We start from the raw sequence: 16,481 nt of genomic DNA on the forward strand, positions 1-16,481 counted from the left end.
GCGGCGGCGCCGACGCGTCTAACCGGCCCCCGCCGCGCCCGGAACGATCAGGAGATCGCCTTCGAGCGTATCGAGCAGCCGCTTGTCCATGCTGCCGATGAACGCGTCGAACAGGATGCCGTGCCCCTGGCTCCCGACGACGGTCAGGTCGCCGTGATGGTCCTCGACATGGTCGCTGATCAGCATTTCGGGCGTGCCGCGTTCGACGACGACGTCCAGCCGTTCGAGCAGCGCGGCGTCGATGCGGCTCTCGGCTCGCAGCATCGCCCTCGCTTCGTCGGCCTTGGCTCGCGATTCCGACGTGAAGTCGCGGTCGGTGAGATAGCCGGTGTAGGGCACGTCATATCCATGAAAAAGGGTCAGCGCTGCTGCGGGAAAAAAGGCCGAAGCGACGAGCGTCGCCTGGAGCGCGGCTTCGGAAAAATCGGTGGCGATCACGATCCGGCGATAGGGTCCGGCCGGGCGGTCGCGCACGACCAGCACCGGCACCGCAGCCCGGCGCACGAGGCGGCTGACGGTGTTGCCCAGGATCATCCGCCCCAGCGTCTCGTCGCGCGCGATGCCGGTGACGATCAGGTCGCAATGTTCATGTTCGGCGATCTCGACCAGCTTCGTGGCGGGATCGCCGGTTTCGACCACCACGCCGATATCGTCCGCGACGCTGGCGACATCGCGCGCCAGGCGCCAGTGCATCCGCTCGGCGGGCGTCGCCTGCCGGCGCCAGGAGGAGGGACGGGGGTCGAGAAGGTCCGCGGGTTCGGGTTCGATCACCGTCGCGGCGGTAAGCTCCGCGCCCCATTCGCCCGCCAACTGCACGGCGCGGTCCAGCGCGCGGTCGCAGCGACAGCTGAGGTCGGTGGCAAGGAGAATGTGGCGGGGCGTGGTGTCGGTCATGGTCATTCCCGGATTTGCAGTCGCGTCATTGCAACAGGAGACGGCCGTGGCGGCGCTGGGATCGCCCGGCGTCGAAAGGGACGGCATAGGCGAACCATGTCTCCTTCATACAATAACGACCGGGATTTCAACCGGAAATCCGACACGCCTGCGCGCGACAAGCCTGTGTCTTCGCAGGCCATAGAGCATCGAACCCGTATCTGCCTCACCGGATTTGGGACGATGCGGATCAACGCACGGCGTTCTAGCCGTGCAGGCTCATCAGCGAATCCATCAGCCCGTCGTCGGCGCTCGAGCAGACGCCGAGGACGAGCGCCTCCTCGCAACCTTCACCGACGACATAGGCATGCCCCATCGTCGAATCGATATAGATGCCCTGACCCTGTTCGAGCGTGACCGGATCGTAGAATTCGCTGTGCACCTCGATCCGCCCCTCGATGACGAAGATGAACTCCTCCCCCTGATGGCGGACGAGTTCGCCGAACTCGCTGGCGCTGCGCGCGCGGATGCGGGTGATGATGGGGAGCATCCGCTTTTGCCGCAGATCGGTGCAAAGATAGTGATAATCGTAATTGTCGGTCGTGACGCGCACCGCCTTTTCCTTCGTGCCGATGCTGCGGCGGCCCGTGACGCGCGGCGCGCTCTCTTCCTCGCCCTCGGCGAAAAGATCCGACATGCGGATGTTGAGTCGCTGGCTGAGCTGCTGAAGCTTGTCATAGCTCAAGGTCAGCCGGTCGTGCTCGACCTTCGACAGCGTCGACACGGGGATACCTGATTTCGCGCTCATTTCCTTGAGCGTCCAGCCGTTTCGCGAGCGAATTCCGCGCATCACCGCGCCGAGCGTCGGCGGGTTCGAACGGTCCGCCATCAGTTTTTCCATTCCATGTTTGACAATTTTCCAATCAGGATCATTATGTCCCCAATGGGCCAGTAGGTGTTGGCTCCTTGGTAAGGGGTCGCGCGGCTCGCTGCAAGGTTTCAGAGGGCGCGCCAAAAAAAGGGGGAAAGCGATGCGTTTCATCCGAAAGGCCATGATCGGGCTCGCCGCGCTCGCCGCAGTGCCGCTCGCCGCACAGGGGCCGGTCCCGGCGCCGACCGTCAAGAAGGTCGAGGCGGTGCCGCTGCCGGCGGCGAAGCCCGCGCAGGCGGCTACGCTCAGTCCGGCCGATCTCGAAGCCTTCCTTGACGGCTTCCTGCCCTACGCGCTCGAACGCGCGCGCATTCCGGGCGCGGTGGTTGTGGTCGTGCGCGGCGATCAGGTCGTGCTCGAAAAGGGCTATGGCTATGCCGACGTCGCCAAGCGCAAGCCCGTCCTGCCGGAGACAACGCTTTTCCGACCGGGATCGGTGTCGAAGCTCTTCACCTGGACCGCGGTGATGCAGCAGGTCGAGGCGGGCAAGCTCGACCTCGACAAGGATGTGAACGCCTATCTCGACTTCAGGATTCCGCCCTTCGAGGGCAAGCCGATCACGCTGCGCAACATCATGACGCATACGGCGGGCTTCGAGGAATCGGTCCGCCATCTGATCAGCAACGATCCGAAAGCGGTGATGACGCTCAAGCGGCAGATGCCGCTCGCGCTGCCGCAACGCGTCTTCGCGCCCGGCACGACGCCCGCCTATTCGAACTATGCCACCGCGCTCGCGGGCTATATCGTCGAGCGCGTCAGCGGCGAGCCGTTCGACGATTATATCGACAACCATATCTTCAGGCCGCTCGGCATGACGCATGCGACGTTCCGCCAGCCGCTTCCGAAGGCGCTCGCGCCCGACATGGCGGGCGGCTATCCCGACGTCACGCAAAAGGCGCGGCCGTTCGAGATGGTCATTCCGGCGCCGGCGGGCAGCCTGTCGGCGAGCGGCGCCGACATGGGCAAGTTCATGATCGCGCACCTCAATGACGGCGCGGGTCTGCTGAAGCCCGAAACCGCGAAGATGATGCACGATTTCAAGGCGCCCGGTGTCGGCCCGCTCAACAGCATGGCGCTCGGCTTCTACGAACAATGGGTCAACGGTCACCGTGCGATCGCGCATGGCGGCGATACCGTCTGGTTCCATTCCTATCTGTGGCTGTTCCCCGATGCCGACATCGGCGTCTTCATTTCGATGAACAGCCCGGGCAAGGAAGGCGCGGCGGGCGCGATCCGCAGCGCGCTGTTCCATAAATTCGCCGATCGCTACCTGCCGGGCGCGGAGAAGCCGGGGCAGGTCGACGCGAAGACCGCGCGGCAGCATGCGGAGATGATGGTCGGCCATTATGTCAGCAGCCGCGGTTCCTTCACCAATTTCATGAGCCTGTTCGGCCTGCTCGGCCAGCCCGCCGTGTCACTGACCGAGGATGGAAAGATCACGGTGCCGGGGCTCGACGGCCTGAGTGCCGGCGCGCGCGACTGGGTCGAGGTCGAGCCTTTCGTGTGGCGCGACACGAACACGGGCGAACGTCTCGCCGCAGAGGTGAAGGACGGCCGCGTCGTGCGCTGGAGCCTCGATGCCGGATCGCCCTTCATGGTGTTCGAGCCCGCACCCGCCGGCGTCAACGCGGCATGGCTCAACCCGGCGCTCATCTTCGCGCTCGGCATCACGCTGCTTGCGGCGTTCGCCTGGCCGGTGCGCGCGTTGGTCCGGCGCAGCTTCGCCGCGAATTTCGTGCTCGAAGGCAAAGCGCTGCGCGCCTATCGCCTGTCGCGCGTCTTCGCGTGGCTGGTGCTGGCCGCGGTCATCGGCTGGGCGGGGCTCGTTGCCGTCTTCTCGGCCGATATCGGCAGCATCGGCGGCCCGCTCGACTGGTTGATCCACCTGCTGCGCATCCTGACGCCGGTCGCCGCCTTCGGCCTGCTGGCGGCGGCGGCGTGGCACCTGTGGCTCAGCATCCAGGGCAAGCGCCGCTGGACGATGAAGCTCGGCGCGGTGCTGCTGGTCCTCGCGGGGCTGGTCCTCGCCTGGGTGACGCTCGCCTTCCATCTCTATGGCTTCGGGATGGTCTATTGATGGCGACGCAGCCTGCACCCACCCTGGCGCTCGACCTGCGGGTCGAGCGCTTTCCCTATCACCAGCCGTTCCGCATTTCGGGCCATGTCTTCACCGAGACCGCGCTGCTCGTCGCCGAACTGTCGGACGGGACGCATGTCGGGCGCGGCGAGGGTGCCGGCGTCTATTATCTGGGCGACGACATCGATCATATGCTTGGCGAGGCGATGCGCGCGCGCGAGGCGATCGAGGGTGGCGCGACGCGCGGCGACCTGCAGCATCTCCTGCCGCCGGGCGGTGCGCGCAACGCGCTCGACTGCGCCTTCTGGGACCTGGAGGCGAAGCAGCAGAGCCGGCCGGTCTGGGACCTCGCCGGCCTCGACCCGCCGAAGGCGCTGCGCTCGACCCTGACGCTCGGCGCCGACGATCCGGAGGTCATGGCAAAGGCGGCGCTGGCAATCGACGCGCAGGCGCCGGTGAAGGTCAAGCTGACCGGCGATCTGGCCGACGATATCGCGCGCGTCTCCGCGATCCGCGCCGCGCGTCCCGACGCCTGGATCGGTGTCGATGCGAACCAGGGCTATGACATCCGGACGCTCGCCGACCTGTTGCCGGTGCTTGTCGAGATGCGCGTCGCGCAACTCGAACAGCCGCTGCCGCGCGGACGCGAGGCCGATCTCGACGGTATCAAGCGGCCGCTCCCCTTCGTCGCCGACGAAAGCGCGCTGTCGCTCGCCGACACCGCGTCGCTCGTCGGGCGTTTCGACGTCGTGAACATCAAGCTCGACAAGTGCGGCGGGCTGACCGAAGGGCTTGCGATCGCGCGGCAGGCGCGGACGCTCGGCCTCGACGTGATGGTCGGCAACATGATGGGCACCAGCCTGTCGATGGCGCCCGCCTACCTCGTCGGGCAGCTTTGCGACATCGTCGACCTCGACGGGCCGACCTTCCTCGCGCGCGACCGCGATCCCGGCGTCGAATATCGCGGCGGCATGATCCATTGTCCCGCCGGCATTTGGGGTGGCTGACAAATTTATGTCCTAAACGGGTTGACAATTTTCTGATTAGGACAATAGTCTAGAAATCGAAATTTCCTGGGTGGAGGATGGAATGACGCGATCATTCCGGGTAACGCGCCGCGCGGCCATCGCGGGCGCGGTCGGTGCCGCTTTGTCCGCGCCGATGATCAACAGGGGCACCTATGCCTTCGCGGCCGATCCGGCGCGCGCCTATTCGCGCCGTGCGGTCGACCTCGTCGCTTCGTCGCTGGTCATCGACATGCTGGCGCCGCTCAAGATCACGACCTCGCCCGCCTATGTCGCGCATCGCCTGACCGATGCCGAAGCCGCCGAATTTCGCGCCAGCGGCATCACCGGCTTTCACAACGCCTATGGCCTTGGCGGCCCCGGCGCGAAGGCGCAGGCGCTCGAATATATGGCCGGCTGGCAGGGTTTCGTCGGGCGCAACAGTCACGTCTTCACGCTCGTCGACACCGCCGACGATCTCGACCGGGCGAAGAGGGACGGCAAATGCGCCGTCATCATGGGCATCCAGAACGCCGACCAGTTCGAGGCGGTCGAGGATGTCGCGACCTTCCGCCGCCTCGGCCTGCGCTGCGCGCAGCTCACCTACAACAGCCAGAACGTGATCGGGTCGGGCAGCACCGATCGCGTCGACGGCGGCGTCAGCGACTATGGCGCGGCGATCATCGCGGCGATGGAGACGGAGCGCATGCTCGTCGACGTGTCGCATTGCGGCGACCGGACGACCCTCGACGCGATTGCGATCGCGCGGGGGCCGATCGCGATCACCCACAGCAATGCCCGCGCGATCGCCGGCCATCCGCGCGCCAAGGCCGACGAGGCGATCCGCGCGCTCGCGGCGAAGGGCGGGGTGATGGGGATCACCGGCGTGCGGATGTTCGTGCGCGCGACCGACCCGACCGACGTCGGGCATATGGCGGACCATGTCGACCATGTCGCGAAGCTGGCCGGGGTCGAGCATGTCGGCATCGGATCGGACGCCGACCTCAACGGCTATGACGACATGAAGCCCGACGAATATGCGCTGCTGAAGGCGGGCTACAAGGGCAGCTACGCCTTTCGCGACAAGATCGACATCGACGGGTTCGACCATCCGCGCAAGGTCTTCGACCTGACCGAGGAACTGATCCGCCGGGGCTATTCCAACGACAACATCGGGGCCGTGCTCGGGGGCAACTTTCGCCGCCTGCTCGCCCAAGTCTGGGGGTAAGACAATGAAAAAGAGGCATTTTGTTGCGGCCAGCCTGATCGCTCTGACGACCGCTTTCCCTGCGCACGCGCAGGAGGCAGCGGCGACCGGAAGCAGCGGCGAGATCGTCGTCACCGCACAGAAGCGCGTGCAGAACGTGCAGGACGTGCCGATCGCGATCAGCGTCGTCGCGGGCGAGGAACTGCAGGAGCAGGGCTCGGCCTCGCTCGTCGACTATGCGGGCTATGTTCCCGGGATGAACGTCAGCAACAGCGGCACGCCCGGCCAGACGACGATCACCCTGCGCGGCGTCGCGCCGCTCAACGCGGGTCAGACCGTCGGCATCTATCTCGACGACGCGCCGGTCGGATCGAGCGCGCTCTACAACCGCGCCGGGCAGTTCACGATCGACCTGATGCCATATGACCTCGAACGCATCGAGGTGCTCAAGGGGCCGCAGGGGACGCTCTACGGCGCGAGCTCGATCGGCGGGCTCGTCAAATATGTCACCGTCCAGCCGGACACGCGGGCGTTCCGCGTGCGCGCCGGGATCGAAGGCTTTGGCATCAAGGGCGGCGACGGTCTCGGCTGGGGCGGGCAGGCGTTCGTCAACATCCCGGTCGTCGAGGACCAGCTGGCGGTCACCGGCAGCTTCGCCTGGCGCAGCACCCCGGGATGGGTCGGCAGCGTCAACAATGCCGCGCTGAAGGATCAGAATGATTATGAGCAGCGCGGCGGCCGCGTCGCGCTGTTGTGGCAGCCGGCGGCCGAACTCAGCGTGAAGCTGGCGGGCATCTGGCAATCGCTCGATTCCGAGGGCAACGGGATTTATGCCGCCGACCTCACCGGCGTGCGGCTCGGCGACGGGCGCTCGTACAACAATTACGTCCCCGAATCCTACGACATCGACCTCGATTATTATTCGGCGACGATCGACTATGATTTCGGCGCCGCGACGCTGACCTCGGCGACGACCTACAGCAAGACGCAGAGCCGCCAGCTTCAGGACGCGAGCTATGCCTTCGGCGTGCTCTTCCCGTTCATCACCGATCCGCCGATCGACGCCGGCATCACGCCTTTCTATCTCGACCTCGGGCTCCGCAAATGGACCCAGGAACTGCGGCTCGCCTCGCCGAGCGGCGGCCGCTTCGAATGGATGATCGGCGGCTTCTACACCGACGAGAAAACCAGCAATGCGCAGCTCGTGCATTCCTATGACATGGACGGCAATCTGATCGCTTCGCTCGATCCGCTCGCGACCGTGGGCCTGCCCGCGACCTACAAGGAATATGCGGTCTTCGGGAACGGCACCTTCAAGTTCAGCGACCGGTTCGAAATCACCGCCGGGTTGCGCTGGGCGCGCAACGAGCAGACCTTCCGCCAGATCAGTTCGGGCGCGATCGTCCCGTCCGCCGACGATCCGGGCACCTCGGCCGAGAGCGTGTGGACCTTCTCGGTCAGCCCGCAGTTCCACATCACCCCGGATGCGATGCTCTATGCGCGCGTCGCGACCGGCTATCGCCCCGGCGGCCCGAACGTCATCGTCCCCAACGTCCCGCCGAGCGTCGATGCCGACCGCATGACCAATTACGAGGTCGGGCTGAAGGCCGACCTAGCCGACCGGGCGGTGACGATCGACGTCGCGGGGTTCTGGATGGACTGGACCGACATCCAGGTCACGCGCGCCTTCGGCGGCGTGTCGGGCGGCGCGAACGGCGGCAAGGCGACCAGCAAGGGTTTCGAAGGCAATATCGCGTTCCGTCCCGTGCCGGGGCTGACGATCACCGCGACGGGCAGCTACACGGACGCCGGGCTCAGCGAGGATGTGCCCGAGATCAGCGGCGTCGACGGCGACCGCCTGCCCGCGGTGCCCAGGTTCAGCGGCGCGCTGCGCGCCGACTATGAATTCGGGCTCGGCGGCGGCACGCGGGGCAGCTTCGGCGCGGGCATCCGCCATGCGAGCAGCCGACTCTCGCTGGTCGAGAGCGACCCGCTCGTCGCGCGCGCCAGACCCTATACGTCGGTCGATCTCAACGCGTCGCTGGTGTTCGACGACCACTGGACGCTGCGGGCCTATGCGCGCAATCTGCTCGACAACAAGGGCGAGATGGCGCGCACGACGATGGCCGACGGACTCAACCGGCCGAGTTTCCTCGCCATCTCGCCGTTGCAGCCCCGGACGATCGGCGTCGCGCTCGACATGGCCTTTTGACGCGAACGGAGTGAAAAAGATGAATGCCCCCCTCGGCAGGCTGGCCGACAGCCTGACACTGCCGCAACCCTATCTCCTGTTCCTCGGCGATACGACCGAGGCGGGCTACGCCAAGACCGCCTTCGGCCTCGCCGACTGGGCCGCGGACCGCTGCGTCGGCGAATGGTCGGCGCCCGGCTGCACGGTCAGCACCGGCCTGCCGCGCCTGTCGCCCGCCGATGCCCGCGCGGCCGGGGCCCGGTCGCTGGTGATCGGCGTTGCGAACCAGGGGGGCGTCATCGGCGATACGTGGGTGGCGGTGCTGGTCGACGCGATGGAGGCCGGGCTCGACATCGTCAGCGGCCTGCACACCAGGCTGACGAGCGTTCCCGCGCTCGTCGAGGCCGCCCGGCGGACCGGGCGGCGGCTGATCGACGTCCGCACCCCGCCGCCGACGATCCCCATCGGCAACGGGCGCAAGCGCAGCGGCAAGCGGCTGCTCACCGTCGGCACCGATTGCGCGCTCGGCAAGAAATATACTGCGCTGGCGCTGCATCGGGCGTTTCGCGAACGCGGCATCGACGCCGACTTTCGCGCGACCGGCCAGACCGGCATCATGATCGCCGGCGGCGGCGTGCCGATGGACGCGGTGGTTTCGGATTTCGAGGCCGGGGCGGCGGAAATGCTCAGCCCCGACGCGCCCGACGACCATTGGGACCTGATCGAGGGGCAGGGATCGATCTTCAACCCCGCCTATGCCGCGGTGTCGCTCGGCCTGCTGCACGGCAGCCAGCCCGACGTGTTCGTCGTCTGCCACGACCCGACCCGCAAGGTGATCCTGGGAATGGAGAATTTCGCCCTGCCGAGCATCGAGGAGGTGATCGACCTGACAGTCCGGCTCGGCAGCCGCACCAATCCCGCGATCCGCTGCGGCGGTGTCAGCCTCAACACCTCGATCTTCGACGCCGACGGCGCCGAAGCGCTGATGGCGGCCGAGCGCAACCGGCTCGGGTTGCCGGTCGCCGACCCGATCCGCGGCGGTCCGGGCTTCGCCGCGCTCGTGGACGCCATTCTCGCATGACGGCGGGCGCGGCGAACCCCAACCGGTTCCAGCGCTTCCTGCTCCCCGGCTTCGCGCTGAAAGCCGTCATCATCGGCGGCGGCTATGCGACGGGGCGCGAGCTTGCCGAATATTTCGTGCCCTCGGGGCCGTGGGGCGGGCTCGCCGCAATGCTGCTCGCGACCGGCATCTGGAGCGTCGTCGCCGTCTTGACCTTCGCGCTCGCGCGCCAGCTTGGCGCATATGATTATCGCGCCTTCTTCAAGGGGCTTCTCGGCCCCGCCTGGGTCGCGTTCGAAGCGGCCTATATCGTCTTCGTCATCTTGATCCTCGCAGTGTTCGGCGCGGCGGCGGCGGCGATCGGCGCCGCCACCTTCGGCTGGCCCGAATGGGCGGGATCGGCGCTGCTGGCGGTGGCGATCGTCGCGGTCACCGCCTGGGGGACGGGCGCCGTCGAGCAGATGTTCAAATATGTCTCGATCCTTCTCTATACCGTCTACGGCCTGTTCCTGATCCTTGCGCTCGCCAGCTTCGGCGGGCTGATCGGGCAGGGGTTCGCCGCCGCGCCGCCGCCATCGGCAGGCTGGATGGCGGGGGGCATCACCTATGCGAGCTACAATATCGTCGGCGCGGTGGTTATCCTGCCGGTGCTGCGGCATCTGACCAGCCAGCGCGACGCGGTCGTTGCGGGGCTGATCGCGGGGCCGCTGTCGATGCTGCCGGCGATCCTCTTCTTCGTCGCGATGATCGCCTTCTATCCCGCGATCGGGGCAGAGACGCTGCCGTCCGATTTCCTGCTGCGCCAGATGAAGGTGCCGGGCTTTCACATCCTGTTCCAGCTGATGATCCTTGCGGCGCTGCTCGAAAGCGGCGCGGGCGCGGTGCACGCGATCAACGAACGCATCTCGGGCGCGGTCGAGAGCCGGGGGCGGCCTGCGCTCGGCGCCGGCGCGCGGGCGCTGATCGGCGCGGTGATCCTGACCGGCTGCATGTTCGTCGCGGGCGAGATCGGCCTCGTCGAGCTCATCGCCAGCGGATACCGCCTCCTTGCCTGGCTGTTCCTCGCTGTCTTTGTCGTGCCGCTCATCACTCTCGGCACCTGGCGCTTGCTGCGTCCGTCGTCCGCTCCTCGAAGGGAGGTCTTGCCATGAAACCCGTTCGCCTGCTTGCCCTGTCGCTGCTGCTGTCGGCGGCCGCGCCCGTCTGGGCCGACCCGCCCGCCGACATTGGCGAAAGCGTCGAGGTGCTGCGGCAGAAGGTCGGCGCGCCCGGCGTCTCGATCGCGATCGTCGAGGACGGCAGGACCACGCTCGCGCGCGGCTGGGGCGTTCGCAAGCTCGGCGAGAGCGCGCCCATCGACGGTCAGACGATCTTCCAGACCGGATCGACCGGCAAGGCGATGACCGCCGCGGCGCTCGCGGTGCTCGTCGACGAAGGTCGGATCGGGTGGGACGACCCGGTGATCGAGCATATGCCGTGGTTCCGGATGTACGACCCGTGGGTAACGCGCGAGATCACGATCCGCGACCTGCTCGTCCACCGCAGCGGACTGGGACTGGGGCAGGGCGACCTGATGTTCGTGCCGCGCACCAGCCTGACCCGCAGGCAGACCGCCGAACGCGTCGCGTTCCTCAAGCCCCGGACGAGCTTCCGTTCGGCCTATGCCTATGACAATATCCTCTATGCGGTCGCGGGGCAGTTGATCGAGGAGGTCACTGGTCAGACCTGGGAGGATTTCATCCGCGAGCGCGTGCTGCGCGCGGGCGGCATGAAGAATGCGACGAGCGACAGCGAAGACCGCTTCCGCATCGCGAACCGGAGCTGGCCGCACGCGCGCCTGTCGGGCGTGCTGCGCGGGATCGGGCCGCAGCAGGCGCTCGACGAGCGCGACGAGCTCGGCCGCAACGGCGCGCCCGCGGGCGGGCTCGCGCTCAGCGCCGAGGATATGGCGGCGTGGCTCAAGATTCAGCTCGCGCACGGCGCGCTTCCCGACGGCAGGCGATTGTTCAGCGATAAGCAGGCGGCCGAGATGTGGGCGCCGGTGACACCGATGCCGATCACCCCGCTGCCCGATACGCTGAAACCCGCGCAGCCGACGCAGCAGGCCTATGCGCTCGGCTGGCAGGTGCAGGACTATCGCGGCCACCGCATCATCCAGCACGGCGGCGGCGTCTTCGGATCGATCACCCGCGTCGTGATGATTCCCGACAGGAATGTCGGCTTCGCGATCATGATGAACAGCGAGGACAGCGGTATGCTGCTCGGCCTGACCTATGAACTGCTCGATCATTATCTGGACCAGCCCGACTATGGCTGGACCACCAAGTGGGAGGATTGGTATCAGGCGCGGCTTGCGGGCGGCGTCGAGTTCCTCAAGCAGGCGAAGGCGTCACCCGCCAAATCGGGCCCGTCGCTGCCGCTCGCGGGCTATGCGGGGCGCTATCGCGATCCCTGGTATGGCGACGTCGTGATCGGGGCGGGTGCGAAGGGGCTGACCGTCGACTTCACCTCGACGCCGCGGATGGCGGGGCGCCTCAAGCATTGGCAGTATGACAGCTTCGTCACCGATTTCGACGATCCGGCGATAGAGCCCGCCTATGTCACCTTCGCGCTCGATGCCGGGGGCAAGGTGACGGGGGTGACGATGAAAGCGGTCAGCCAGATCGCCGATTTCAGTTGGGACTATCACGACCTCGACCTGAAGCCTGTGGAGGACAAGAAGTGAAACGCATCGCCATTCTGCTCGGCGCGACCGCGCTCGCTGCCTGTTCGACCGGCGGCGACAAGCCGAAGGCCGCCGAGGCACCGCTGCACAGCCGGATGCTCGTGCTCGACACCCACCTCGACACGCCGCTCCATTTCGATCGGCAGGGATGGAATTTCGCCGACCGCCACATCCTCGCGACCGACCTGTCGCAACTCGACATCCCGCGGATGAAGGACGGCCATCTCGATGGCGGCTTCTTCGCCATCTACACCGATCAGGGACCGCTGACCGCCGCAGGCTATGCCGCCGCGCTCGCGCACGCTCGCAAGCGTTCGGACAGCATCGACCGGATGATCGCCGCCAACAGCGGCGCCATCGGCGCGGCGCGCACCGCCGACGATGCGCGGCGGCTCGACAAGGAAGGCAAGCTGATCGCCTTCAAGTCGATCGAGAACTGCTATCCGCTGGGCGAGGACCTGTCGCTGCTCAGCGAGTTCTACGACAAGGGCGTGCGTCTCGCGGGGCCGGTGCACGGGCTCAACAACCAGTTCGCCGACAGCGCGACCGACAAGCCGCGCTGGAACGGCCTCAGCCCGCTCGGCGAAAAGTGGGTGGCCGAGATGAACCGGCTCGGTATCGTCATCGACGCGAGCCATTCGTCCGACGCGACGTTCGATCAACTGCTCGCGCTGTCGAAATATCCGATCCTGCTTTCGCATTCGAGCCTGCGCTCGGCGCACGACCATCCGCGCAACCTCGACGAAGGGCGGTTGAAGGCGCTCGCGGCGAAGGGCGGCGCGATGTGCATCTCGACCATCTACATGTCGGAGATGAAGATGTCGCCGGCGCGCGCGAAGCTGTTCGCCGACTATGAGCGGATCGGCGAACTGGCCCCCGAAGCGCAGGCCGAACTGACGCGCCAGTGGCGCGAACTCGACAAGACCGAAACGATGTGGGCGGCGGACTTCGAGGATTATATGAAAATGGTGCTGCGCGCGATCGCGGTCGGCGGCGTCGATCATGTCTGCTTCGGCGCTGACTGGGACGGCGGCGGCGGGCTGAAGGGGATCGAGGATATTTCGGCGCTGCCGAAGGTCACCGAACGGCTGAAGCAGGCGGGCTATTCGGACGCCGATATCGAGAAGATGTGGAGCGGCAACATCCTGCGCGTCCTGGCCGCACAGGGGAAGTAGCCGCCGGCGGTTATTTTTCGGGCCTGGGTCGCGGTTGCTTGAACAGCGCCGACGCCAGCGCGATCTTGCCCGGGCTGCCGACGACCGAACCGGTGGCGAACATCAGGCTGCGGCTGGTGTGTTCGAGCGTGACCCGGCTTTCGATCCAGTCGCCTTGCGGTGCGCCCTGCAGAAAGTCGATGCTCAGGTTGATCGTCGGCCCGCCCCAGTCGTGACCGCACACCTCGATCGCGCAGACGCCGAGCGCGATGTCGAGGAAGGTCGACAAAAGACCGCCGTGACAGAAGCCGAGGCGGTTGCAGTGCCGCGGTTCGATTTCCAGCCCGAAGCGGACCGGCTCGGCCGCGTCGCCGGTATAAAGCATCTGCATCCCGCCGATATGCTCGCAAAAAGGATCCGCGAACCGCAACGCTCCCCAGTCCCCCGGCGTGCGATGCGTCACGCCGCGAGACCCATGAGTCGCGAAGCCACGGGGTCGTTCCGGACATGAAGGCTCATGCGGTCGCGCAGAGCCAGCATCGCTGCCGGCGGACGCGCGAATATCTCGATCAGCGCGATATTCCCGGCGCGGTCCAGATGGACGACATCGATGCCCTGGAAAGGCTTGCGGTCGATCTCCCCCTCGAAGCGCAGCGCGTAACGGTCGCCGTTGCTCCATGCGTCGGTATAAACGAGGCCGCCGAATTCTTCGGATGCGAAGCCGAGGAGGCGGCACACCAGCTCCTTGCCCGTCCATGTCTTGCCATAATCCGGCGGGCGCAACGCGACGTCGTCGCGGAGCCAGGTAGCGATTCCGGATGCCGTACCCTCGAACAGGGCCTGGAAGGCGGCGACCGAAGGCGGAAGCTGCCAGAGCATCAGCGTGCCGCGACAGTCTTGGGCGCCGGCCGCCCGGCATCGTCGAAGAGCATCACGGCATCGTCCGGTGCGTCGGCATAAAGGCGCGCGACGTCGCGGGCGCGCCGTTCGCGCACGACGCGCTGTGCGATGTTGCCTTTGACCGTGATCTCGCCGGCTTCGAAGGATGCGGGTTCCTCAAGGATCAGCGCAGCGCCGATGCGGCGGGCGGTTCCGCCCTGCGTCCTGTTGAAGGCGCGGATCGCGTCCGCGATCCGTTCGCGCACGCCGACCGCGGCGCCCGGATTCTTCAACCAGAGCAAGGCTGCGGGATAGGGCTGGTTGAGGCCGCAGACGACCGCTTCGGAAACCAGGTCGCCGCACGCCGCAAGCAGGGCCTGCCGCAGCGCCTCGACAGTGACATAGGTTCCGGAATCGAGCTTGAAATCCTCCGACAGGCGGCCGGCGAACACCAGACCCGCGCGCGGCTCGTCCGGGTCGGCGAAGCGCACGGCGTCGCCGGTGTGGAAATAGCCTTCTTCGTCGAACAGCGATGCGGAGGCGGCGGGTGCACCGATGTAGCCGCTCCGCGGCATCAGCGTCGGCCCCTTGACCCGCAGTTCATAGCGGTCGCCCGTCGGCACCAGCTTGAGATCGGTCGCGGGGAGGGGGAGGCCGATGACGTCGGTTCCGCCGCCGGCCCAATATTTGAGCGTGCCGAACAGATATTCGGTTGCCCCATAGAAGGAGAAGATCGGCACCGCCGCGCCGCGCGCCTCGATCGACAGGGCGATGAGCCGGTCGCGGACATCTTCGGACAGGACGGCGCCCCCGAAGCCGAGGAACTTGAGGCGCGAGAAGAAATGGCGGTTGAGCTGCGCATCGGCCTCGAGCGCCTGGCACAGCATCGTGTAGCCGAGCGGCACGGTGATGAAATAGGAAGGGGCGACGTCGCGCAGGTTCGCGATCGTCCTGCCGAACAGTTCGGGCGTCGGCTTGCCGTCGTCGATCCACACGGTTCCGCCGGCGGCGATTGTGTTGTTGAAGTTGAAGTTGCCCGCCATGATGTGGCTGAACGGCATCGCTTCGAGGATCTGCGGCGCTTCGCCGCCGAAATCGAGCAGGCCGAGCGCCCGGTTCTGCGCGATGGTGATGTTGAGGTTGGCGTGCGGCTGCGGCGTCGCCTTGGGCGATCCGGTCGATCCGGAGGTATAGATGATGCGGGCGATATGGTCGGGCCGGATGGCGTTCATCCGCTCGGTCACGCCGTGGCGGGGAGCGGTCGCGATTACCTCGGCCCACGGCACGATGTCGAGGCCGTCGACACGGCCCGATGCCGCGACGATGGTGACGCCGAGCGGGGCGACCGCGCGCAGCGCGGCGGCGTAGCGCTCCGCATCGTCGACGATCACCACCTTCGCGCCGACCACGGACACGCACTGGTGAAGCTGGGCATGATCCTGCGACAGCAGCGAATAGGCGACGCTGACCGGCGCGATCGCGGCGCCGCTGCGCTGAACGCCGATCGCGGCGATGCCGTGCTCGATGGACGGTTCGGAAAGGAAGGACACGGTGTCGCCGAAGCCGAGCCCCCGATCGATCAGCCATTGCGCCAGGCCGTCGGCGGCGCGCCGCGCTTCGCCATAGCGGATACTGCGCCAGCTACCGTCGACGGCGCGCTGCCGCATGAAGATCGCGTCCGGCATTCGTGCCGCCTGTTCGTCGAACAGATGCGCGAGCGACTGCGGCACGGGACCGAGCGGCAGCGGCGAGCGGGCGATGATGCTGCCGTCTTCGCGGCGTTCGAGCGTGACGCTTGGGGGAGGGGGACTAGCGAACTCCACTATGCCTTTTCCTTCCTCCGTACGCGCCACACGCAATCGTCGTCACCGAGCGGTCGCCCGTGGGTGGTCTCCACCTCGAAATCTTCGCCGAGGCCTGCCTTGACGACGCTGTCCATTTCGCGGCCGCACGCCTTGTTGCACGGGAACCGGCCGCGCATCTCTGCCGAGAAGGCGCGCCATTGCGGACAGCCGTGATCGGTGATCGTCAGACGGCCTTCGGTCTCGTCGATCTGCCGGATATGGGTCACCCCGCGATAGCCGCTGCCCCAGACCTCGGCGCCATAGGCGGCCATGAGCTTGAGCGCGCCGGGAATGTCGGCGGTGAAATCGTCCGGATGATCCTCGGCCAGCTTGCGGCCGATCGGACCGGACCAGCCGGGCCGCGTCTCGTCGGAGAAGCGCAGCCACGCTTCGGGTCCCTGGTTTTCCCAGACATGCTCGTCGGTGCGCTGGATGATGAGCAGACCCTCCCATGCGCAGCGGCGATAGCGTTCTTCGGGGGCCAGGGCGGGCCAGGTCAGTTCGGTGCCTTCGAGGTCGGGTTTTGCAGCCATGTC

At 66.9% G+C, this 16,481-nt stretch carries 14 protein-coding genes; 8 read left to right on the forward strand and 6 right to left on the reverse strand.

Translation table 11 applies throughout. The annotated features are described in order from the left end of the window. Positions 1 to 18: 18 nt before the first annotated feature. Positions 19 to 894 carry a universal stress protein gene (locus SGR02S_RS04785; RefSeq protein ID WP_067106216.1) on the reverse strand — a complete coding sequence of 292 codons (876 nt, stop codon included), beginning with the start codon at positions 892 to 894 and terminating at the stop codon, positions 19 to 21. Positions 895 to 1,138: 244 nt separating this feature from the next. Continuing rightward, a complete protein-coding gene (locus tag SGR02S_RS04790) occupies positions 1,139 to 1,762 on the reverse strand; it encodes a helix-turn-helix domain-containing protein (RefSeq protein WP_067106306.1) in 624 nt (207 codons plus the stop codon). 142 nt (positions 1,763 to 1,904) lie between these two features. On the opposite strand from SGR02S_RS04790, the gene SGR02S_RS04795 reads away from it, so the two are divergent. The 8 genes from SGR02S_RS04795 to SGR02S_RS04830 all read left to right on the forward strand — a co-directional run bounded on the left by SGR02S_RS04795 (position 1,905) and on the right by SGR02S_RS04830 (position 13,243). Continuing rightward, a complete protein-coding gene (locus SGR02S_RS04795; protein WP_067106218.1) occupies positions 1,905 to 3,881 on the forward strand; it encodes a serine hydrolase domain-containing protein in 1,977 nt (658 codons plus the stop codon). Then, the gene (locus SGR02S_RS04800) at positions 3,881 to 4,888 is read left to right on the forward strand and encodes a dipeptide epimerase (protein WP_067106219.1); all 1,008 of its coding nucleotides are present in this window, start codon (positions 3,881 to 3,883) and stop codon (positions 4,886 to 4,888) included. Before SGR02S_RS04795 ends, SGR02S_RS04800 begins: the two co-directional genes overlap by 1 nt. A gap of 82 nt (positions 4,889 to 4,970) precedes the next feature. Next, on the forward strand, positions 4,971 to 6,113 hold the full coding sequence (locus tag SGR02S_RS04805) for a dipeptidase (RefSeq protein WP_067106221.1): 1,143 nt from the start codon (positions 4,971 to 4,973) through the stop codon (positions 6,111 to 6,113). Between the two features lie 4 nt (positions 6,114 to 6,117). After that, positions 6,118 to 8,304, forward strand: coding sequence for a TonB-dependent receptor (locus SGR02S_RS04810; RefSeq protein ID WP_067106223.1), 2,187 nt, complete (start codon positions 6,118 to 6,120; stop codon positions 8,302 to 8,304). Between the two features lie 19 nt (positions 8,305 to 8,323). Continuing rightward, positions 8,324 to 9,364 carry an N-acetyltransferase DgcN family protein gene (locus tag SGR02S_RS04815; RefSeq protein ID WP_067106225.1) on the forward strand — a complete coding sequence of 347 codons (1,041 nt, stop codon included), beginning with the start codon at positions 8,324 to 8,326 and terminating at the stop codon, positions 9,362 to 9,364. Further along, the gene (locus SGR02S_RS04820) at positions 9,361 to 10,494 is read left to right on the forward strand and encodes a YkvI family membrane protein (RefSeq protein ID WP_067106227.1); all 1,134 of its coding nucleotides are present in this window, start codon (positions 9,361 to 9,363) and stop codon (positions 10,492 to 10,494) included. Before SGR02S_RS04815 ends, SGR02S_RS04820 begins: the two co-directional genes overlap by 4 nt. Beyond that, on the forward strand, positions 10,491 to 12,068 hold the full coding sequence (locus SGR02S_RS04825; RefSeq protein WP_067106230.1) for a serine hydrolase: 1,578 nt from the start codon (positions 10,491 to 10,493) through the stop codon (positions 12,066 to 12,068). The genes SGR02S_RS04820 and SGR02S_RS04825 overlap by 4 nt, the downstream gene beginning before the upstream one ends. Further along, positions 12,065 to 13,243, forward strand: coding sequence for a dipeptidase (locus tag SGR02S_RS04830; protein ID WP_067106232.1), 1,179 nt, complete (start codon positions 12,065 to 12,067; stop codon positions 13,241 to 13,243). Before SGR02S_RS04825 ends, SGR02S_RS04830 begins: the two co-directional genes overlap by 4 nt. A 10-nt stretch (positions 13,244 to 13,253) precedes the next feature. Here SGR02S_RS04830 and SGR02S_RS20215 read toward each other — a convergent pair whose 3' ends face one another. The 4 genes from SGR02S_RS20215 to SGR02S_RS04850 form a co-directional block, all read right to left on the reverse strand. Next, positions 13,254 to 13,613: a PaaI family thioesterase gene (locus SGR02S_RS20215; RefSeq protein ID WP_169799640.1), complete on the reverse strand. Its 360-nt coding sequence runs from the start codon at positions 13,611 to 13,613 to the stop codon at positions 13,254 to 13,256. Between the two features lie 68 nt (positions 13,614 to 13,681). After that, positions 13,682 to 14,101: a hypothetical protein gene (locus SGR02S_RS20220; protein ID WP_067106236.1), complete on the reverse strand. Its 420-nt coding sequence runs from the start codon at positions 14,099 to 14,101 to the stop codon at positions 13,682 to 13,684. Then, positions 14,101 to 15,924, reverse strand: coding sequence for an AMP-binding protein (locus SGR02S_RS04845; RefSeq protein WP_067106238.1), 1,824 nt, complete (start codon positions 15,922 to 15,924; stop codon positions 14,101 to 14,103). The genes SGR02S_RS20220 and SGR02S_RS04845 overlap by 1 nt, the downstream gene beginning before the upstream one ends. Beyond that, positions 15,924 to 16,478, reverse strand: coding sequence for a hypothetical protein (locus SGR02S_RS04850; RefSeq protein WP_067106240.1), 555 nt, complete (start codon positions 16,476 to 16,478; stop codon positions 15,924 to 15,926). The genes SGR02S_RS04845 and SGR02S_RS04850 overlap by 1 nt, the downstream gene beginning before the upstream one ends. Positions 16,479 to 16,481: the final 3 nt, after the last annotated feature.

The sequence above is a fragment of the Sphingopyxis granuli NBRC 100800 genome (assembly GCF_001591045.1).
In the GTDB taxonomy this organism is placed as follows: Bacteria; Pseudomonadota; Alphaproteobacteria; order Sphingomonadales; family Sphingomonadaceae; genus Sphingopyxis; species Sphingopyxis granuli.